Source organism: Kitasatospora sp. NPDC057738, from assembly GCF_042798815.1.
GTDB classification, from domain to species: Bacteria; Actinomycetota; Actinomycetes; order Streptomycetales; family Streptomycetaceae; genus Kitasatospora; species Kitasatospora lactacystinica.
This window is the reverse complement of record NZ_JBHVJT010000020.1, coordinates 99151-118581: the sequence shown is the minus strand read 5'-3', so window position 1 is coordinate 118581 and position 19431 is coordinate 99151. Positions and strand designations below refer to the sequence as shown.

The window sequence follows — 19431 nt, the reverse complement described above, 5'->3', positions numbered from 1 at the left end:
CTCCCGGGTGGCGCCGCGCCGCCGGGCCCGCCCGTCGGCACCCCACCGGCACCGCCACCCGGCCGCCGCCCGCCCAGCACCAGCACCCGCCGGCGCCCCCGCGGGGACCACCCCGCCGCGGCGCCCAGCACCTCGCGCACCGACTTCCGTACCGCAGCCATGGCTCCTCCTTCTCGCCCTCCGACACCGGATCGCGCCGACCACCCCGACCGGGAGTGGCCGACGCCGAGGAACATACACAGAGCCACTGACAATTCACCCGGAGTGATCGAACGGGCTCGGCGCCACTCCGCCCCGCCCGCCACCGCACGGCCCCGGGGCCCCGGCCCCGGACGCAAGGGGCGCCAGGGGTGCCGGGGGCCAGTGGTTCCACCGGGTCGGGCGGGATTGTCAGTGCTGCGGGTTAGGGTCGGGAACCATGCGACTGCTGCATACCTCCGACTGGCATCTCGGGCGCTCGTTCCACCGGGAGAGCCTGCACGACGCCCAGCGCGCCTTCCTGGACCACCTGGTGGAGGTGGTCCGGTCCGAGGGCGTGGACGCCGTGCTGGTCGCCGGGGACGTGTACGACCGGGCGCTGCCCGGGCTGGAAGCGGTCGCGCTGTTCGACGACGTGCTGCACCGGCTGGCGGACCTCGGGGTGCCGACGGTCTTCATCAGCGGCAACCACGACTCGGCCCGCCGCCTCGGCGTCGGGGCGGGGCTGATCGGCCGGGCCGGCATCCACCTGCGGACCGACCCGGGCGAGTGCGCCGAGCCCGTCGTGCTGGCGGACGAGCACGGCCCGGTGGCGGTGTACGGGCTGCCGTACCTGGAGCCGACCCTGGTGCGCGAGCGGTTCGGGCTGGCGAAGGGCGGGCACGCGGCGGTGCTCGGGGCGGCGATGGACCGGGTCCGGGAGGACCTCGCGGCCCGCCCGTCCGGCACCCGGGCGGTGGTGCTGGCGCACGCCTTCGTCACCGGCGGCGCGCCGAGCGACAGCGAGCGGGACATCGCGGTCGGCGGCGTCGCCTCCGTCCCCGCGTCGGTCTTCGACGGCGTGCACTACGCCGCGCTCGGCCACCTGCACGGCTGCCAGACGCTCGCCCCGCACCTGCGCTACAGCGGCTCCCCGCTCGCCTACTCCTTCTCCGAGGTGCACCAGCGCAAGACCATGTGGCTGGTCGACCTGGCCGCCGACGGCTCGGTGACGGCCGACCGCGTCCCCTGTCCCGAGCCTCGCCGCCTGGCGACACTGCGCGACACCCTCGACGCGCTGCTCACCGACGAGCGGTACGCCGAGCACGAGCAGTCCTGGGTGCAGGCCACGCTCACCGACGCGGCGCGGCCGAGCGAGCCGATGGAGCGGCTGCGCCGCCGTTTCCCGCACACCCTCCAGCTGCTGTTCGACCCCGAGCGGAGCGAGGCCGAGCCCTCGCAGTCGTACGCGGCGCGGGTCAGCGGCCGCGGGGACCTGGAGATCGCGGAGGGCTTCCTGCGGCACGTCCGCCCCGGCGCCGAGCCCGAGCCGGACGAGCTCGGCTGGCTCCGGGAGGGCTTCGAGCGCGTCCGGGAGACCACGGACCGGAAGGCGGACCTGCCCCGATGAGGCTGCACCGGCTCACCGTCACCGCCTTCGGCCCCTTCGCGGGCAGCGAGACGGTGGACTTCGACGCACTCGCCGCCGGCGGGCTGTTCCTGCTGCGCGGCGCGACGGGCGCGGGCAAGACCAGCGTGCTGGACGCGGTCTGCTTCGCCCTGTACGGCGAGACGCCGGGCGCGCGCCGGGCCAACCGGCTGCGCAGCGACCACGCCGACCCGAAGCGGCTGACCTCGGTGGAGCTGGAGCTGACCCTCGGCGGGCGGCGGCTGCAGGTCACCCGGCTGCCCGAGCAGCGCCGGCCGAAGAAGGTCGGGAGCGGCACCACCGTCGAACGGGCGCAGACCCTGCTGCGCGAGTGGGTCCTCGACACGGGCGACGGCGCGCCCGGCTGGCGCGGGATCAGCAAGTCGCACCAGGAGGCCGGGGAGGAGATCCACCGGCTGATCGGCATGAACCGGGAGCAGTTCTGCCAGGTGGTGCTGCTGCCGCAGGGCGACTTCGCCCGCTTCCTCAAGGCCGATTCGGAGGAGCGCGGCAAGCTGCTGCGGCGGCTGTTCGACACCGAGCGGTTCCAGCACGTGGAGGCCTGGCTGGCCGAGCAGCGCCGCGGCCAGGAGGCCGCCGTCCAGGCCGGCCGGCGCCGGCTGCGGGACCTCGCCAGCAAGGCCGAGCAGGCGGCCGGTCCGGGCGCCGAACCCGCCGCGGGCTGGGTGCCGGCCGAGGACGACGACGGTCTGGCCGCCGGGGTGCTCGGCTGGGCGGCGGTCCTGCGCAGCGGCGCGGCCGAGCAGCTCACCGTCACCGAGGCCGCCCTCGCGGGCGCCGGGGCCGCCCAGCGCGCCGCCCAGGAGCGCCGCGAGGCCGCCGAGGAGCTGGCCGGTCGCCAGCGCCGGCACCGCGAGGCGCTGGACCGGGCCGAGCGGCTGGCCGGCTTCGAGCCCGCAGCGACGGCGGACCGGCGGCGGCTCGCCGCCGCGCAGGAGGCCGTCGGGGTGGAGTCCGCCCTGCGGCTGCGGGAGAGCGCGGCCGAGGCACTCGGGCGCGCGCGGCAGCTGGAGCGCCGGCACCGTGAGCTGCTGGCCGGATCCGGTGCCGGGGGCCGGGATCTCGCCGGGGCCGACGCCGCCGGGCTGGCCGAGGCCGAACTGCGGCTGCGGGCCGAGGTGGTCCGGCTGGAGGCGGCCCGGGTGGAGGAACGGCGCTGCGCCGAACTCGCCCACGAGCAGGGCTCCCTGGCACAGGACCGGCGGGCCGCCGAGGAACTGGCCGAGGAGGCCGAGGACTGGCTCGCCGAGTTCGAGGGCGAACTGGGCCGTCTGGAGCAGCAGCACGCCGAGGCCCGGTCGGCGACCGCCCGGGTCGAGCAACTGGACGGGCAGCGCACCGAGTTGACCGGACGCCTCGGTGCGGCGCGGGAGCGCGACGGCCTGCGCGCCGAGATCGCCGCGGCCGAGCCCCGGGCGGTCGCGCTGCGCACCGCCGCGCTGGACGCCCGGGAGCACAGCCTGGACCTGCGGGACCGCCGGCTGAGCGGCATGGCCGCCGAGCTGGCCGAGCAGTTGCGCACGGGAGAGGCCTGCCGGGTCTGCGGTTCGCCGGAGCACCCGGCGCCCGCCGAGGCCGCGCCCGGCGGGCGGGTCGGCGCCGAGGACGAGGAGCGGGCGCGCCGGGCCCAGGCCGACGCCGAGCTGGTCTGGACGGAGGCCGACCAGGCGCTCACCGCACTGCGGGTGCGGGAGGCCACCGCCGCCGGCGCGGCCGGGCCGGACACGACGGAGACGCTCGCGCAGGCCCTCGCCGGGATGGAGGACCAGCATCGCGGGGCACGGCACGCGGCGGAGGCGCTCGGCCGGGTCGAGCAGGAGATCGCCCGGCTGTCGCAGGACCGCACCCGCCGGGTCGACGAGCTGCAGGAGGCCAAGGAGCGCGCCGCCGTCCTCTCCGACCGGCTGCTGGCGCTCGGCACCGAGCAGCAGACGCTGACCGCCCGGGTGGCGGCCGCCCGGGGCGACGCGCCCTCGGTCGCCGACCGGGCCGCGGCCCTCACCCGGCTCGCCGAGGCGGTCGCCGCGGCGGCGAACTCCGCCCGGGCCCGGACGGAGGCGGCGGCCCGACTCGACGAGGCCGAGGACGAACTGGGCAAGGCCGCCGCCGCGGCGGGCTTCCCCGACCCGGCGGCGGCCCTGGCGGTGCTGCTGCCGCGCGAGGAGCGCGAGCGGCTGGAGGCCCGGCTGGAGCGGCACCGCGCGGAGACCGCCGCCGTCCGCCGCGAGCTGGAGCTGCCGGAACTGGCCGAGGCCGCGGGCCGTCCGCCGGTGGACCTGCCCGCCGTCGCGGCCGAGCTCGGCGCCGCCACCGACCGGCTCGGCCGGTCGCACGCCGCCCATGCGGCGGCCCGCGAGCGCTGCGGGGCGCTGGCCACGATCGGGCGGCAGCTGACCGGACTCGCCGCCGAACTGGCCCCCGCGCTGGACCGGTACGGGCGGATCACCCGGCTCGCCGCACTCACGGCCGGCACCGCCGCCGACAACCGGCTGCGGATGCGCCTGGAGTCGTACGTCCTGGCGGCCCGGCTGGAACAGGTCGCGGCGGCGGCCAGCGACCGACTGGTCCGGATGTCCGGCGGGCGCTACACCCTGGTGCACAGCGACGACCGGGGCAGCGGCACCAAGCGCTCGGGCCTGGCCCTGCGGGTGGTCGACGCGTGGACGGGCACCGAGCGGGACACCGCGACCCTCTCCGGCGGCGAGAGCTTCTTCGCCTCGCTCTCCCTCGCCCTGGGACTGGCCGACGTGGTCACCGACGAGGCCGGCGGCATGCCGCTGGACACCCTCTTCATCGACGAGGGCTTCGGCACCCTCGACGAGCAGGCCCTGGAGGAGGTCATGGACGTCCTGGACGGCCTGCGCGAGCGGGACCGCGCGGTCGGCATCGTCAGCCACGTCGCCGACCTGCGCAGCCGCATCCCCGCCCAGCTGCTGGTCCGCAAGGGGCGGCGCGGCTCGAACCTGGCGCTGGCCGGGCGGGAGGACGCGTAGGCCGACCCGGGGGGCCGGGGTCGGCCGTGGATCAGCCCGAGCAGGCGATCCGCTGCGCCTGCTGCCAGGCGCACACCGGGCAGAGGGTGCTGCCGGGCCGGTCGGCGGGCAGTTCGGTCGGCTCCCCGCACAGCACGCAGTCGGCGCGCGGCCCGGTCGCCTCCGGGTCGTGCCGCAGCGCCGCCTCCGCTTCGCCCTCGGACGCGAGTTCGCAGACGGCCGCTTCCTGGTTCGTACCGGTGTCGTTCATGCCGCCTTCCTACTCCGCTCCCCGCTGAGCTGCAACAGGCTCGGTCCTGGCCGAGCCGGCCCGAGCGTCCCGGCGAACGAATGACAGCGAACAGATTTCAGAAAACGTTCGCTGAAATCCGTCATCTGAAATCTGTTCACTGAAACCCGTTCCCTGAAACCCATCCCGCCCCGCCGCAGGCCCCCTCCCGCCCGGCGGCTACCGTGACCGGCATGCCCACCGACCTGCACCGACGTCTCCTCGCCGCCCACGCCACCGCCCCGTCGTACCCCGAGGTGGGCGCCACCCGGGGCGGGGGCGGACGGCTGCCGGACGGCTACGCCCACCTGCGGCGGCGGGTCCACCTGGGGCGCGGCGCGGAGGTTCTGGAGCGGGCCGGTCGGTACGTGCTCGACTGGGGCAGCCAGTTGGGCACCGGCTTCGCGGTGTACCCCGCCGGCCCGGCCCGGGAGGGCGGGACGGTGCTGCTGCGGCTGAACCTGCCGGGGAGCCGGCGGCCGCGGCTGGTGATCCCCTGCCGGGTGGTGTGGACGGTGGACGAGCCGGACCGGATCGGATTCGGGTACGGAACCCTCCCCGGGCACCCCGAGCGTGGCGAGGAGGCGTTCCTGGTGTCGATGGACGCCGACGGCGAGGTGTGGTTCGAGGTCACCGCGTTCTCCCGGCTGTCCGCCTGGTACGCCAGGGTGGGCCGCCCGGTGGCCCTGCTCTGCCAGCACCTCGCGATCGAGCGCTACCTCGCCGCGGTGGCCTCGCACGTCCGCTGAGTCGCGAAGCCCGCCGGACCCATCGAACCCGCCGAGCGCGCCCGGGCCCGCGCGCACCGCGCCGAGGTCAGCCGAGGAAGGTCAGCCGAGGAAGGACAGCCGGACGGTCCGGCGCGGGTTGTCCCCGTTGGTGTCGATCAGCACCACCGACTGCCAGACGCCGAGGGCCAGTTGGCCGCCGAGGACCGGCAGGGTGGCGTGCGGGGCGACCAGGCCGGGCACCACGTGGTCCCGGCCGTGGCCGGGGCTGCCGTGCCGGTGGCGCCAGCGGTCGTCGGCCGGGAGCAGGTCGCGCAGGGTGGCGAGGAAGTCGTCGTCGCTGCCGGAGCCGGTCTCCAGCACCGCGATCCCCGCGGTGGCGTGCGGGACGAAGATGTTGAGCAGGCCGTCGCGCCCGGTGGCCCGTTCGTCGAGGAACGCGGCGCAGCGGTCGGTGATGTCGAGCGCGACCTCGCGGCTGCCGGTGGTGATCTCGATGGTGCCGCTCTGGAAGGTGGTGTCCGGGAAGGAGCCGGTCCGGGTGGAGTGGTTGTTGTCCGCCATGGCGCCATCCTGTCCCAGGCCAGCGGGCCGGGCGTACTCCCTCGCCGAGTCGCCGCGCCGGGGAGGCGAACTCGCGTAGGGTGAAAGGTTCAGACCACATCACCCGGACGGCGGGGCACGTGCCGGAGCCGCCACCCGGGGCCTTCACCGGGCCCGAACCCGGGACATCGTCCGGACACACCGAAGACCCGGTGGACCGGACGGTCCACCGGGTCGGTTCCCGACCGGGCGGTGGGGAGGGACCCGTACCGCGCCGGTCGAACTAGCCGCGCCCGCCGAAGAGGCTCCGCCGCAGCCGACGCAGCGGCGTCAGCAGCGAGATCCTGGTGTGGCGACGACGGGTCGTCGGGGCCTCGGCGCCGCGCGGCGTGAGCTCCCTTATCAACCCGAGCGCTTCGGCGGTGTCCACCGCCGGGAGTGCGGGCGCGCCGAGCACGGCCAGGTGTCGGTCGATCCGGCGGCCGGTCGTGCCGACACCGCACTGGATCGCCGGCACGCGGGGCCGAGTCCGCACTTGCATGTGTTCCATCAGTTTTTCCCACCCCTACGAGGCGCCAGGGCCGTGAGGCGAAGACTATCCGTGAAGGACGGCCTTCGCGCAACCGTCCTTGGTGTTGTGCCACCGTATCGTGCGGCGTCAACTGACGAAGCACCAGGGGCCACCAGGCCGGTCACGACTAGGCATCAATGATGGTGCACGACCGGCCGTACGTCACCCGGTCCGACAGGCGCGGGTGCGGCAACCGTACGCACGGCACGCGCACGACGCTCACCCGGCGCACGGCGGCGCCCCTGCGGATCCGGGCCCCGCGGCCCGCCCGCACCCCACCGACGACCCGCCCGCGCCCCACCCCGCAGCCGGCCCCGCAGCCGGCCCGCGACCCGCCCGCACCCCGCTCGCGCCGCCATATAGGGGACAGCCGGGAGACGGCCGCCACATCGACAAAGCGATCATCGGGGGCGTTCTCCGCGCCCGATCCGTGCACGGCCCGGCCGAACCGGGCGCCGACCGACACCGTGACCGACAGACTTCAGGAAGTGAACACATTCGAGGGATTGACTCCCGCCGAACCTCCAAGCAGTATCTGATGCACACGCCAGTGCTCGCACCGCACCCAAGCGTGTGTTCGATTGATGAAGAACTCCGGCTCCCGCGAGCCACTGCCCGGCCGCCTCGACGCTGCGGTGGCCCGGCTCGCGCGGTGCCCGGACCGGCGGTCGGCCGTCGAGGGTCGGCCGGACCGCCACCTGACTGCCGGTGCCGTCCCGCAAGGGGCCCGGCACCGGCGGTTCCGGGTGCACCACGGCCCCTGCCGCGAGCCGCCCCACCGTGGCCGCCACCCCGCCCCACCACCACCGCCACCCCCGGTCACCGCCCCGGCCACCACCCCGGAAGCCCCGCACCGGACGTCCGCGCAGGTGACACCCGGTGGATCGGTACACTCGGCCAGCGTGTCCCTCCTCCTCAGCATCGTGCTCCCGGTCCACGGCGTGGAGCGGTACCTCCCGCACTGCCTCGACTCGATCCTCGGCGACACCCCCGCCGCGGAGACCCGCTTCGAGGTGATCGCGGTCGACGACCTCTCCCCCGACGGCTCCGGCGCGATCCTGGACGCCTACGCGGCCCGCGACAGCCGGCTGCGGGTGCTGCACCTCACCGAGAACCAGGGCCTCGGCGGCGCCCGCACCGCCGCCCTGCCGCAGGCCCGCGGCGAGTACGTCTGGTTCGTGGACAGCGACGACTGGGTGCCCGAGGGGACGGTCGGCGCGCTGCTGGACGAGCTGACGCAGGAGCGCCGCCGGGAGACCCCCGCCGACGTGCTGATCACCGACTTCACCCACGTCTACCCGGACGGCGGGACGGAGCCCAACCCCTGGCGCCACGTGCTGGCCGGCTCCCCGCTGGTCGAGGGCTGCACCCTGGCCGAGCACCCGGCGCTGTTCCAGACCGTGATGTCGGTGTGGAACAAGCTGTTCCGCCGCGCGTTCCTGGACGGCCTCGGCGTCTCCTTCGGCCGCGGCTACTACGAGGACATCTCGGTCACCTACCCGGCGCTGCTGGCCGCCGAGCGGCTGCGCTACCTCGACCGCCCCTGCTACTTCTACCGGCGCGGCCGGGACGGCGCGATCACCGCCACCTCCTCCCCCAAGCACGCGGACGTGTTCGCCCAGTACGACGCGATCTTCGCCTTCCTGGACCGCCCGGACCGCCCCGGCCGGCCGGTCCCGGACCCGCTGCGCACCCTGGTCTTCGACCGGACCGTCCGCCAGGCGCTGAACGTCTACGACACCCCCGGGCTGGTCCCCGCCGACCTGCGCAAGGACTTCTTCCGGCGGATCGCCCGGCACTTCGACCGCCACCGCCCGGCCGGCTACCGCTTCCCCGGCGGGGTGCGCGGCGTGCAGTACCGGCTGGCCGCCCGCGGCGCCCGGATCGCCTACGCGGAGCTGCGCCGCACCGGGCGGCTGCCGCGCGAACTCAAGCGCGGGGCACGGGCGGTGGCACCCGCGGTGAAGAAGGGGATGCGCAGCGGCGCCCGGTTCACCGCGTACAACGCGTTCCGCCGGCTGCCGCTGGACGAGAACCTCGCCGTCTACGCCGCCTACTGGCACCGGGGTTACGCGTGCAGCCCGGCGGCGATCTACGAGAAGGCGAAGGAACTCGCCCCGCGGATCCGGGGCGTGTGGGTGGTGGAGAACCGCGCCCAGGCCGCCGCGCTGCCGCCCGGGGTTCCGCACGTGATCGTCAACACCCCCGCCTACCTCAGGGCGATGGCGACCGCCAAGTACTTCGTCAACAACGTCAACTTCCCCCGCACCATGACGAAGCGGCCGGGCACGGTGCACGTCCAGACCCAGCACGGCACCCCGCTCAAGGCGATGGGCATGGACCTGCGCGACCACCCGGCGGCGGCCGAGGGGATGGACTTCGAGCTGCTCCAGGAGGCCGTCGACCGCTGGGACTTCCTGGTCTCCCCCAACCCGCACACCAGCGGGCACTTCGCCCGCGCCTTCCCCGGCCGGTACGAGATGCTGGACACCGGATACCCGCGCAACGACCGGCTGGCGAACGCCGCTCCGGACGAGGTCCGGGCGATGCGCGAGCGGCTCGGGCTGCGGCCGGACACCCGGGCGGTGCTGTACGCGCCGACCCACCGCGGCAGCAAGGGCGGCTACGTGCCGCTGCTGGACGTGGCGGCGCTGGCCCGGCGGCTGGGCCCGGACTTCACGCTGCTGGTGCGCACCCACTACTTCCACACCGACGGACCGGGCGACCTGTCGGCGGCCGGCGCGGAATCGGCGCGGATCGTGGACGTCTCGGCGCACCCGACCGTCGAGGACCTCTACCTCGCGGCGGACGTGCTGGTGACGGACTACTCGTCGATGATGTTCGACTACGCGGTGCTGGACCGGCCGGTGGTGATCTTCGCCCCGGACTGGGAGGAGTACCAGCGGGAACGCGGCGTCTACTTCGACCTGTTCGCGGAGCCGCCGGGCGCGGTCACGGTGGACGCGGACGGGCTGGCGCGGGCGCTGCTGGCGGGCGACCCGGAGCCGGCGGCGCGGGCGCGGTTCCGGGCGAAGTTCTGCGTCTGGGACGACGGCGGGGCCTCGGAGCGGGTGGTGCGCCGGGTGTTCCCGGTGGAGGAGTAGCGGCCCCTGCCGAGGGCCCTGCGGAGAACAGCGAGGGCCCTGCGGGGAACAGCGGGGGCCTCCGGACGGGGCCGGTGCCGCCGGTACGGCGACCGGCCCCGTCGGCGCGGGTTCAGCGCCGGCGGGCGGCCAGGAACTCCTCGAAGGTCAGGACGCCGTCGTGGTTGGTGTCCATGCTGTGGATCAGCGCCTCGGCCATCGAGATGGTGACGTCGTGGTCGCCCATCTCGTTGGCGGCCAGGGCGTACTCGGCCGGGGTGATCCTGCCGTCGCCGTCCTTGTCGAAACGGTCGAAAAAGGCCTTGATCGCCTCGGTGGTCTCCATCGTGCCCTCCTGGGTACTGCGGGTGTCGCTCGGTTCGGACGGCCGTACCCTACCCGGCCGTGGCGCGCGCCACGGTCGCCGGGAGTGGACGTGCGCGGGGGTGGGTGTCGTAGTCTGCGGATCTGATTGCAGGCCCGGGCTCCTCCCGGGCGGTCGTTCGTCCAGGGAGGGAATCGTGCTCGACCTCGTCACCAAGTTGGTGCTGAAACCGGTCTCGCGGGGGATCTGGCGGCCGGCCATCGAGGGAATCGAGAACGTGCCGCGCAAGGGCGGGGTGATCCTGGCCAGCAACCACCTGTCCTTCATCGACAGCGTGGTGATCCCGCTGACCGCCCCGCGCCGGGTCCACTTCCTCGCGAAGGCCGAGTACTTCACCGGCACCGGGCTCAAGGGCCGGCTCTCCAAGGACTTCTTCGAGGCCATCGGCGCCGTGCCGGTCGAGCGCGGCACCTACCGTTCCGCTCAGGCCTCGCTGGAGTCGGCGCTGGAGATCCTGGAGGACGGCAAGGCCTTCGGCATCTACCCCGAGGGCACCCGCTCGCTGGACGGCCGGCTCTACCGGGGCAAGACGGGCGTCGCCTGGCTCGCGCTGACCGCGGGCGTGCCGGTCGTGCCGGTGGCGCTGGAGGGTCCGGAGCAGATCCTGCCGGTGGGCAAGCGGATCCCGCGGTTGAAGAAGGTGACGGTCCGCTTCGGCGAGCCGCTGCACTTCGACGAGTTGCACGGGCAGGCCCGTTCGCTGAAGGCCCGTCGGCAGGTGACCGACGAGGTCATGGCGGCCATCCAGCGGCTCTCCGGCCAGGAGGTCGCGGAGAGCTACAACGAGGTGCCGAAGGCGGCCTGACCGCCGCGTCCGTCACCGGCGCGCACACCCACGCGCACACCCACGCTCGCACCCGCGCCCCGGGTCGTCGCACGCGCCCGCACCCGGGTCGTCGCACGCGCCCGCACCCGGGTCGTCACACGCGCCCGAGCACGGCCGGTTCGGGCTGCCCGGCGGCCTCCGGCACCTCCCGGCGCAGCAGCGCCGCGTACCGGCCGTCCAGCGCCACCAGCTCCTCGTGGGTGCCGAGTTCGACCACCTCACCGCGGTCCAGGACGGCTATCTGGTCGGCGGCGCGGACGGTGGAGAGCCGGTGCGCGATGGTGATCGTGGTGCGGCCGGCGGCCAGGGTGTCCACGGCCTGCTGGACGGCGCGCTCGGTGCGGTTGTCGAGCGCGCTGGTGGCCTCGTCGAGGATCAGCACCGGCGGGTTGCGCAGGATCGTCCGGGCGAGCGCGAGGCGCTGCTTCTCGCCGCCGGAGAAGCGGTAGCCGCGCTCGCCGACCAGGGTGTCGTAGCCGTCCGGGAGGGCGGCGATGGTGTCGTGGATCTGCGCTGCCCGGGCGGCCTCGACCAGTTCCGCGTCGTCGGCGCCGGGCTTGGCGAAGCGCAGGTTCTCGGCGACCGAGGCGTGGAAGAGGTAGGTCTCCTGGGAGACCACGCCGACGGCTCGGGCCAGGGTGTCGAAGGACAGTTCGCGCACGTCCACGCCGTCCAGGGCGACCTGCCCGCCGGTGACGTCGTACAGCCGCGGCACGAGGTAGCTGAGGGTGGTCTTGCCCGAGCCGGTCTCGCCGACCACGGCCAGTGAGCTCCCGGCCGGGACGGTGAGGTCGACGCCGGCCAGGGTCGGGCGCTCCTGCTCCGGGTCGTAGCGGAAGTCGACGTCCTTGAAGCGGACCTCGCCGCGGATGCCCGTCAGGGTGACCGGGTCGGCCGGCTCGTCGATCTCCACCGGCAGGTCGAGGTACTCGAAGATGCGCTGGAAGAGCGCCAGGGAGGTCTGCACGTCCACGCCGGTGGAGAGCAGGCTGACGGTCGGGCGGAAGAGGCCCTGCTGGAGGGTGACGAAGGCGACCAGGGTGCCGACCGAGACGATCGGCGCGCCGGCGGCGGAGGTCAGCCCGGCCGCCCAGTAGATCAGCGCGGGCATCGCGGCCATCACGATCATGATGGTGTTCATCCGCCAGCGCCCGGCCATGCTGGCCCGCACCTCCAGGTCCGCGAGCTGGTCGGACTGGTCGGTGAACTCCCGGGCCAGCGAACCGGAGCGGCCCATCGTGCGGCCGAGCAGGATGCCGCTGACCGACAGCGACTCCTGGACCGCCGAGCTCATCGCGGCCAGCTGCTTCTGCCGCTCGGTGGTGATCTTCTTGCGCTCCCGGCCGACCCGGCGGCTGATCCAGACGAACAGTGGGAGCAGCAGCAGCGAGACGACGGTCAGCCGCCAGTCGAGGGCGACCATGGCGACGACCGAGGCGACCACCGCGGTCAGGTTGGAGACCAGGCTGGTCGCGGTGGAGGTCACCGTGGACTGCATGCCGCCGATGTCGTTGGCGATCCGGGACTGCACCTCGCCGGTGCGGGTCCGGGTGAAGAAGGCCAGCGACTGCCGCTGGAGGTGGCCGTAGACGGAGGTCCGCAGGTCGTGCATCACGCGCTGGCCGACGGTGGTGGAGATCAGCGTCTGGAGGACGTTGAAGACGCTGTTCACCACGGCGGTCAGGATCATCCCGAGCGCGAGCAGGCTGAGCAGCCCGGTACGGCCCTGCGGGATGGCGATGTCCAGGACGGCCCTGAGCAGGAACGGGGAGACGACCGAGACCACCGCGGAGGCGGCCACCAGCAGCCCGACGACGGTCAGGCGGCCCCGGTACGGGCGGAAGAGCGCGAGGATGCGGCGCCACTCGGCCGAGGGGCGGGGTTCGCCCTCGGCGCGCTCGGGCGGGGTCCAGTCGATGGCGGTGGGCCTCAAGGACGGGCCTCCCTGGGTGGGACAGTCGGGCGGACGGTCGGACTGGGGTCAGCATAGCGAGGATAGCTCATAGTTAGACAAGCTAATAGTGAGGGTTGCTCTATTCCTCGACTCCCGCCGACCCGCGGACCGCCCGACCGGCCGGGACCCGGCGGACGCCCGGGACCCGCGCCCGACCGCCCCGGCCAGCCGGCCGCCCGGAGCCCGGCGGCCGCCCAGGACCCGCGCCCGTACCCGACCGCCCGACCGCCCCGGCCGTCAGTTGGTCCGGTAGGTGCGCGCCGCCTTCGAGGAGAACCCGCCGAGCTTGCCGGAGGGCAGCACCCGCGCGATGGCCACGGCGGCCTTGTACCGCTTGCCCGGCACGGACACGGACCGACCGCGGGCCAGGTCGCGCATCGCCTCGTCCACCACCCGCTCGGCGGAGAGCCAGGACCAGGACGGGATGTTGCCGGTGCCCATCCCGGCCCGCTGGTGGAACTCGGTCCGGGTGAAGCCCGGGCACAGCGCCATCATCCGCACGCCCGTACCGCCGAGGTCGCGCAGCACGCCCTGGGTGAAGCTCACCACCCAGGCCTTGCTCGCGCCGTACGTGCCGCGCGGCAGGAAGGCCGCCACCGAGGCGACGTTGACGATCGCACCGCGGCCGCGCTCCCGCATGCCGGGCAGGGCGGCCGTGGTCAGCCGCAGGATCGCCTCGATGTGCACCTTCAGCATGGCCAGCTCGTCCTGGAGCGGAACCGTGCCGAAGGCGCCCTTGTTGCCGAAGCCGGCGTTGTTGACCAGGAGGTCCACCGGGCGGGCGGCGTCGGCGAGCAGGGCCTCCACGGCGCCGATGCCCTCGTCCGTCGCGAGGTCGGCGGCCAGCACCTCCGCCTCGATGCCGTACCTGCCGTGCAGGTCGGCGGCTGCGCGCTCCAGGCGCTCGGTGTCCCGGGCCACCAGCACGAGCTGGTAGCCGCTGCGGGCGAGCCGGCGGGCGAAGGCGGCTCCGATGCCGGCGGTCGCGCCGGTGATCAAGGCTGTGGTCATGCCCCGACCGTACCGACTCGCCTCGACAGGGCCCACATCCAGGGCAATGCCCCAGCTCAGCGGGCTGCGGATGCAGGTCACCGGAGGTGCTCGTACTGTCGAACGGGGGCATCGTCCGACCGGGCGGTGAAATCCAGACGAGGAGGCACTTCTGATGCTTACTCAGTTCCGGACCGGAACGGCAACGACGTCACGCAGCGCGACGCTTGAGGCCGAGACACTCGCGAGCCTGATGGTGGAGGAAGAGGCCGTCGTGTCCGACGCGCCCACGTACTCGCCCGAGGCCGCGGGGCTCCTGCTCCTGCTCGGCCTGGTCCTGCTCTCCCCGAAGGGACCGAAGGAGAAGCCGATCAGGTAGCCGGGCCTCCTCGCCCCACCGGGCCGTGCGCCCCTGGGGCCCCGCGCCCTTCCCGAGTCTCCTGAAGGAGTAGCTCACCACCATGCCGTTCGCCGATACCCCTCTCCGTGACGAGTACGCCGCGGCGGTCGAGCGGGTGGCCGGCCGGACCCTCGACGCCCTCCGGGGCGCCGGGGGTGCGGCCGCACTCGCGGACCCGGACACCGCCGCGCCCCGCCCGCTGCTGGCCGCGGTGCGCGTGCTCGGCGCCGACCTCTTCACCCCGCAACTGCTCGCCGGGGCCGAGCCCGACGGACCCACCGCCGCGCTGCTCGCCGAGGCCCGACGGGCCTTCCCCGCCCCGGCACCGGCATCCGCCGAGGCCGCGCTGGTCATCGCCTGGCAGGACTGGGCGATCGACCGGCTGCTCGCCCGCACACCGTACGGGGACGCCGCACCGGCCTCACCGCCCTCCCCCGTGCCCGGACCGGCCGACCTGGGCTGGCAGTCCTGGTCGGTACGGATGGCGCAGTTGTCCGTGCTCGCGCTGCCCGGACTGGACGGTCCGGTGCACGACGCCGCCCGCTCCGGCACCCTGCACCTCGCCCACGGCACCGTCCGCTCCATGCTCCGACGGGACTTCACCACCGCCGTACGGCTCGCCCGGTGGCTCGCCTGGACGAGCGCCGAGGGGCTCCCGCCACGGCTCGAGGTCGAACCGGTCCTGGACCGGACCCGCCTGGTCGGCATCGGAGCAGTCCGGACGCGCCTCGAACTCGCCGTCGCCCAGCGCCTGTTGGAGGGAAGCCCGGCATGACCGACACCCAGACGCTCACCATCGCCCAACAGCTCGGCACCCGCGCGCTGTCCTGGCTGCACACCTCGTACCAGGGCAGCTACGGCAAGTTCGCGGACAACAGCGTTATCAACCTCTCCGAACCGGACGACATCTACAAGCCGCTCTGCGAGGTCGCGATGGCCTCCTCCCTGGTGCTGCGCGACGGGGTCGCCGGACCGCAGGACATCCTTGCCGCGCGCGACCTCCTCACGACCGCCTGGGGCCAGCTGCGCGAGGGCGACATGCTCTACGAGCGCCAGCTGCGGTACGTCACCATCACGGACCCGCTGGAGACGTACGCCCACTTCGCCCGGCTCGGCCACCGGCACGCCGCACTGGAGGAGCTGCTCGAATCACTCAGCCGGTTGCGGGCCGTGCACGCCGTCGAGATCCAGGGCAGCCGGCAGCTGGCCGTGGCCAACGCGCGTCGGATCATCGGACTCAGCCACCGGCCGGACTGGGCCACGCTCGCAGCCCGCACCTGGCTCGGCGCGCTCCCCGAACCCTGGACCGTCTCCTGGTCCACCGCCTACCAGGTCACCCACACCGTCTTCCACCTCACCGACTGGGGCGCCCGACCCCAGGACCTGCCCGAGCCGATGCGGGACTACCTGCACGACTGGCTGCCGGTCTGGCTCGACATCTGGCTGGAGATCGGCGAGTGGGACCTGGTCGGCGAGCTGCTGATCGTCGACTCGTGCATCGGGGAACCCATCACCGGGCGGTCCGGCTGGGAGGCCCTGGCCTCGGTGCAGCGGGCGGACGGCCTGGTGCCCCGGGACAACGAACCGATCGAGGACGACGAGGAGTTGGCCATCCGCGCACACGAACACACCGGCGTGGTCGCGGTCGTGGCCTCGACGGTCGCACTCTCCCGGGCACTCGGCGGCGCGGACGGCGCCGAAACCGCCGACATCGCGGCCGCATGAACGAACTCGACACGGCCGTCCGTGCGGCAGTGCGGGCGGCCGCGCCGTACGCGACCGCGGTCACCGTGGCCGTGGCGCGCGAAGGACAGGGCGAGGTGCGATGCTTCGGGCGCCTCGCGCGAGGGCGGGCGGCAGCATGCACCCCGGACACCGTCTTCGAACTCGGCTCGGTCAGCAAGACGTTCACCGCGCTGCTGCTCGCCGACCTGGCCACGCGCGGCGAACTCGCCCTCGACGACCCGGTCGAACACCGACTGCCGCCCGACTGGCGTCCGATGACCGTCCGCTCCCCCGAGCCGATCCGGCTGCTGCACCTCGCCACCCACACCTCGGGGCTGCCCGGGTTGCCGCCCGGACTGCTCGCCGGAGCCGTGCCGACCTGGCAGACCAACCCGTACGCGGCATTCGACGACGACCGGTTGAGAGCCGCCCTGGCCCGAACCACCGTGCGCGGCAGGCCCGGCAGCACGTACCGGTACTCCAACTACGGGGTCGGACTGCTCGGGCGACTGCTGGCCGAGACGGGCGGACTGCCGTACGGGGAGCTGCTCGCCAAGCGGGTCCTGGTGCCACTGGGACTCGATGCCACCACATGCGCGCCGGACGCGCCGGACGCGCCGAGCCGGGCGACCGGTTACCGGCGTGAACGGGCGATGCCGACCTGGCGGATCCCCGGACTGCCGGGCGCGGGCGCGGTACGGGCCAGCGGAAGCGACCTGCTGCGCTACCTCCAGGCCCATCTCGACCAGGAGGGCGGCGAGTTGGGTACGCCACTGGCCGAGGTCCAACGGGTCAGGCTGCGGCTTCCGCACTCCCCCGACGAGCTGTGCCTGGTGTGGAACCACCGCCGCTCGGGCGGGCGCGAGCTGTACTTCCACACTGGCGCGACCCGGGGGTTCACCGCCTTCGTCGGGTTCTCTCCGACGGGCGCGACCGCCGTGGCGGCCCTCGCCAACACCGGCCCGAAGCGCGGCGGACGCTTCGTCCAGGCGGGGTACGAGGTGCTGCGGACCGCCACCGGCCGTAGCACCTAGCATCTCGCACTCGCACCTCGCCCCTGGACCGCTGCGGCCTCGGAGCACTATGGCTTCAGACCGCCACGGCCTTGGCGCGGTCGGCGGCGATGCGCACGGCGAGGCCGGCGAGGACGGTGCCCATCGCGTAGCGCTGGATCCGCAGCCAGCCGGGCCGGCGGTTGAGGAAGGCGGCGATGCCGCCCGCGCTCACCGCGATCAGGCCGTTGACGGTGATCGCGATCGCGATCTGGACCAGGCCCAGCAGCAGGCTCTGCACGGCGACGTGGCCGCGCTCCGGGGCCACGAACTGGGGCAGCAGCGAGATGTACATGATGGCGATCTTGGGGTTGAGCAGGCAGGTCAGGAAGCCCATCGCGAACAGCCGGCGCGGCGGGTCCGGCGGCAGCTGCTGCGGGGCGAAGACCGCCGTGCCGCCCGGCTTGACCGCCTTCCAGGCCAGCCAGAGCAGGTACCCGGCGCCGGCCAGCTTGATCGCGGTGTAGAGGGCGGGCACCACGGAGAACACCGCGGCCACTCCCGCCGTCACCGCGACCAGGTACACGAGGAAACCGGCCGCGACCCCGGTCAGCGAGATCAGCCCGGCGCGGCGGCCCTGCGCGATCGAGCGCGAGACCAGGTAGATCATGTTGGGCCCGGGCGACAGCACCATGCCCAGGGCCACGGCGGCGATCCCGAGTACGGCCCGGCCGTCCACGGCCGATGTCAACGCGTCCATGCGAGGAGGCTAGGACGGACCATCGGGTCAATGCAATGATGACTTTGCACTCGGTGCAATGTGGGCCGGGGCCGGCGTGCGGGCCGTCGCGCGGGCTGGTGCTTGGCCGGTGCGCGAGCCCGCGAGCAACGAGAGACCTCTGGAGGCCGACCGCCGATGGACGACTACCGCCTGATCGCCGACCGGATCGCCGCCGAGATCGCGGACGGGCGGCTGCGGCCCGGCCAGCAGCTGCCCACCCAGCGCGCCTTCGCGCGCAGCCGGGGCATCGCCAACTCGACCGCCGGACGCGTCTACCGGGAACTGGCCCGGCGCGGGCTGACCGTCGGGGAGGTCGGGCGCGGGACGTTCGTCCGGGCCGGGCGCGCACCGGACGGCGCCCGGGTGCCGCTCGCGGAGCCGGCCGCCGCCCCCGTGGACCTGGAGCTCAACTACCCCTCCGTCCCCGGGCAGGCCGAGCTGCTGGCGGGCGCCCTGGCGCCGCTGCTGCGTCCGGACGCGCTGGGCGACGCCTTGCGGCCGGTCGGCGCGGCCGGGACGGTCGCGGCCCGGCGGGCGTTCGCGGGCCTGGTGTCGTCCGGCTCCTGGGAGGTCGGGGCGGAGCGACTGCTGTTCGCCGGCAACGGGCGGCAGGCCATCGCCGGGGCCCTGTCCGCGCTGGTGCCGCCCGGGCAGCGGCTGGGCGTGGAGGAGCTGACCTATCCGGTGGTCAAGGCGGTGGCGGATCGGCTGGGCATCGTACTGGTGCCGCTGGCCGTGGACGAGCACGGACTGCTGCCGGAGGCCGTGGCCGCCGCCCACCGGGCCGGGCCGCTGCGCGCGGTGTACGTCCAGCCGCGCCTGCAGAACCCACTCGGCGCGAGCCTGCCGCAGGAGCGGGCGGTGGCACTCGTCGCGGTGCTGCGACGGCTCGACCTGCCGGTGGTCGAGGACGCCATCTGGTCCTTCCTGCGACCCGAGCTCGCACCGCTGGCCGCGCTCGCGCCGGAGCGCACCGTGCTCGTGGACAGCCTCTCCAAGCGGCTCGCCCCGGGGCTGACCACCGGGTTCGCGGTCGTCCCGACGGCGCTGCGCGAGCGGGTGGCGGGGGCGCTGCGCTCGGGCGGGTGGACGCCGAGCGGTTTCGCGCTGGAGGCGGCGGTGCGCTGGATCGGGGACGGCACGCTGGCCGCGGTGGAGACGGCGAAGCGGGCCGACGCGAGGGCCCGGCAGCTGCTGGCCCGCGAGGTGCTGACGGGGCGACGGCTGCGGTCCGACCCCTGCTCGTACTACCTGTGGTGGGAGCTGCCGACGTGCCGACGGGCGGAGGCCTTCGTCGCGGAGGCGGCGCGTGCCGGGATCTCGGTCACGCCCGCGGCGGCCTTCGCCGTCGACCCCCGGCGCTCGCCCTCCGCCGTCCGGGTCGGGCTCGCGTCCCCGCCGCTGCCGGTGCTCGCGCGGGCGCTGGAGACGCTGGCGGGGATCGCGGAGGGGGCGGGTGAACGGCGAACGGGTGACAGCTGACAGGTTTCAAAATCTGTCAGCTGTCGTCCGTCATCTGTTCGCTGTCGTCCGTCGGCTGTCAGCTGTCCGCCGTTGGCCCTTCG

17 protein-coding genes are annotated in these 19431 nt (G+C 74.4%); 10 read left to right on the top strand and 7 right to left on the bottom strand.

Annotated elements, in window-relative coordinates; genetic code table 11:
- The first annotated feature begins 418 nt into the window (after window positions 1-418).
- Together ACFVGO_RS13985 and ACFVGO_RS13980 are read left to right on the top strand one after the other, a co-directional pair.
- Entirely contained in the window at window positions 419-1588 is a 1170-nt protein-coding gene (locus ACFVGO_RS13985; RefSeq protein ID WP_380349154.1) for an exonuclease SbcCD subunit D, read from the top strand.
- On the top strand, window positions 1585-4620 hold the full coding sequence (locus tag ACFVGO_RS13980; protein ID WP_380631935.1) for an AAA family ATPase: 3036 nt from the start codon (window positions 1585-1587) through the stop codon (window positions 4618-4620). The genes ACFVGO_RS13985 and ACFVGO_RS13980 overlap by 4 nt, the downstream gene beginning before the upstream one ends.
- A gap of 31 nt (window positions 4621-4651) precedes the next feature.
- Here the strand turns inward: ACFVGO_RS13980 and ACFVGO_RS13975 are convergent, their stop codons facing one another.
- The gene (locus ACFVGO_RS13975; RefSeq protein ID WP_359898573.1) at window positions 4652-4870 is read right to left on the bottom strand and encodes a hypothetical protein; all 219 of its coding nucleotides are present in this window, start codon (window positions 4868-4870) and stop codon (window positions 4652-4654) included.
- Window positions 4871-5082: 212 nt separating this feature from the next.
- Between ACFVGO_RS13975 and ACFVGO_RS13970 the strand changes: the two genes are divergently transcribed.
- Window positions 5083-5637: a DUF1990 family protein gene (locus ACFVGO_RS13970; protein WP_380631932.1), complete on the top strand. Its 555-nt coding sequence runs from the start codon at window positions 5083-5085 to the stop codon at window positions 5635-5637.
- An 81-nt stretch (window positions 5638-5718) separates the two neighbouring features.
- On the opposite strand, the gene ACFVGO_RS13965 is transcribed toward ACFVGO_RS13970, so the two are convergent.
- Window positions 5719-6180, bottom strand: coding sequence for a YjbQ family protein (locus ACFVGO_RS13965; RefSeq protein ID WP_359898575.1), 462 nt, complete (start codon window positions 6178-6180; stop codon window positions 5719-5721).
- Between the two features lie 262 nt (window positions 6181-6442).
- On the bottom strand, window positions 6443-6709 hold the full coding sequence (locus tag ACFVGO_RS13960) for a hypothetical protein (RefSeq protein ID WP_049650625.1): 267 nt from the start codon (window positions 6707-6709) through the stop codon (window positions 6443-6445).
- Between the two features lie 923 nt (window positions 6710-7632).
- Between ACFVGO_RS13960 and ACFVGO_RS13955 the strand changes: the two genes are divergently transcribed.
- The gene (locus tag ACFVGO_RS13955; RefSeq protein WP_359898576.1) at window positions 7633-9834 is read left to right on the top strand and encodes a bifunctional glycosyltransferase family 2 protein/CDP-glycerol:glycerophosphate glycerophosphotransferase; all 2202 of its coding nucleotides are present in this window, start codon (window positions 7633-7635) and stop codon (window positions 9832-9834) included.
- A 112-nt stretch (window positions 9835-9946) separates the two neighbouring features.
- Here the strand turns inward: ACFVGO_RS13955 and ACFVGO_RS13950 are convergent, their stop codons facing one another.
- A complete protein-coding gene (locus ACFVGO_RS13950; protein ID WP_359898577.1) occupies window positions 9947-10159 on the bottom strand; it encodes an EF-hand domain-containing protein in 213 nt (70 codons plus the stop codon).
- 175 nt (window positions 10160-10334) lie between these two features.
- Here ACFVGO_RS13950 and ACFVGO_RS13945 point away from each other — a divergent pair, with 175 nt between their 5' ends.
- Window positions 10335-11003: a lysophospholipid acyltransferase family protein gene (locus ACFVGO_RS13945; RefSeq protein WP_359898578.1), complete on the top strand. Its 669-nt coding sequence runs from the start codon at window positions 10335-10337 to the stop codon at window positions 11001-11003.
- A 115-nt stretch (window positions 11004-11118) separates the two neighbouring features.
- Here ACFVGO_RS13945 and ACFVGO_RS13940 read toward each other — a convergent pair whose 3' ends face one another.
- Together ACFVGO_RS13940 and ACFVGO_RS13935 are read right to left on the bottom strand one after the other, a co-directional pair.
- Window positions 11119-12957 carry an ABC transporter ATP-binding protein gene (locus tag ACFVGO_RS13940; protein WP_359898579.1) on the bottom strand — a complete coding sequence of 613 codons (1839 nt, stop codon included), beginning with the start codon at window positions 12955-12957 and terminating at the stop codon, window positions 11119-11121.
- Window positions 12958-13215: 258 nt separating this feature from the next.
- A complete protein-coding gene (locus tag ACFVGO_RS13935) occupies window positions 13216-13989 on the bottom strand; it encodes an SDR family NAD(P)-dependent oxidoreductase (protein ID WP_380631928.1) in 774 nt (257 codons plus the stop codon).
- Window positions 13990-14143: 154 nt separating this feature from the next.
- On the opposite strand from ACFVGO_RS13935, the gene ACFVGO_RS13930 reads away from it, so the two are divergent.
- The 4 genes from ACFVGO_RS13930 to ACFVGO_RS13915 all read left to right on the top strand — a co-directional run bounded on the left by ACFVGO_RS13930 (window position 14144) and on the right by ACFVGO_RS13915 (window position 17127).
- On the top strand, window positions 14144-14347 hold the full coding sequence (locus tag ACFVGO_RS13930; protein ID WP_359898581.1) for a hypothetical protein: 204 nt from the start codon (window positions 14144-14146) through the stop codon (window positions 14345-14347).
- Window positions 14348-14429: 82 nt separating this feature from the next.
- Complete coding sequence (locus ACFVGO_RS13925) at window positions 14430-15143, top strand: hypothetical protein (protein WP_380631926.1); 714 nt, start codon at window positions 14430-14432, stop codon at window positions 15141-15143.
- Entirely contained in the window at window positions 15140-16093 is a 954-nt protein-coding gene (locus ACFVGO_RS13920) for a DUF6895 family protein (protein ID WP_359898583.1), read from the top strand. Before ACFVGO_RS13925 ends, ACFVGO_RS13920 begins: the two co-directional genes overlap by 4 nt.
- Complete coding sequence (locus ACFVGO_RS13915) at window positions 16090-17127, top strand: serine hydrolase domain-containing protein (protein ID WP_380349163.1); 1038 nt, start codon at window positions 16090-16092, stop codon at window positions 17125-17127. The genes ACFVGO_RS13920 and ACFVGO_RS13915 overlap by 4 nt, the downstream gene beginning before the upstream one ends.
- 55 nt (window positions 17128-17182) lie before the next feature.
- Here the strand turns inward: ACFVGO_RS13915 and ACFVGO_RS13910 are convergent, their stop codons facing one another.
- Window positions 17183-17845, bottom strand: coding sequence for a LysE family translocator (locus tag ACFVGO_RS13910; RefSeq protein WP_359898585.1), 663 nt, complete (start codon window positions 17843-17845; stop codon window positions 17183-17185).
- 156 nt (window positions 17846-18001) lie between these two features.
- Between ACFVGO_RS13910 and ACFVGO_RS13905 the strand changes: the two genes are divergently transcribed.
- The gene (locus tag ACFVGO_RS13905) at window positions 18002-19348 is read left to right on the top strand and encodes a PLP-dependent aminotransferase family protein (protein ID WP_380631923.1); all 1347 of its coding nucleotides are present in this window, start codon (window positions 18002-18004) and stop codon (window positions 19346-19348) included.
- The last annotated feature ends 83 nt before the right edge of the window (window positions 19349-19431 follow it).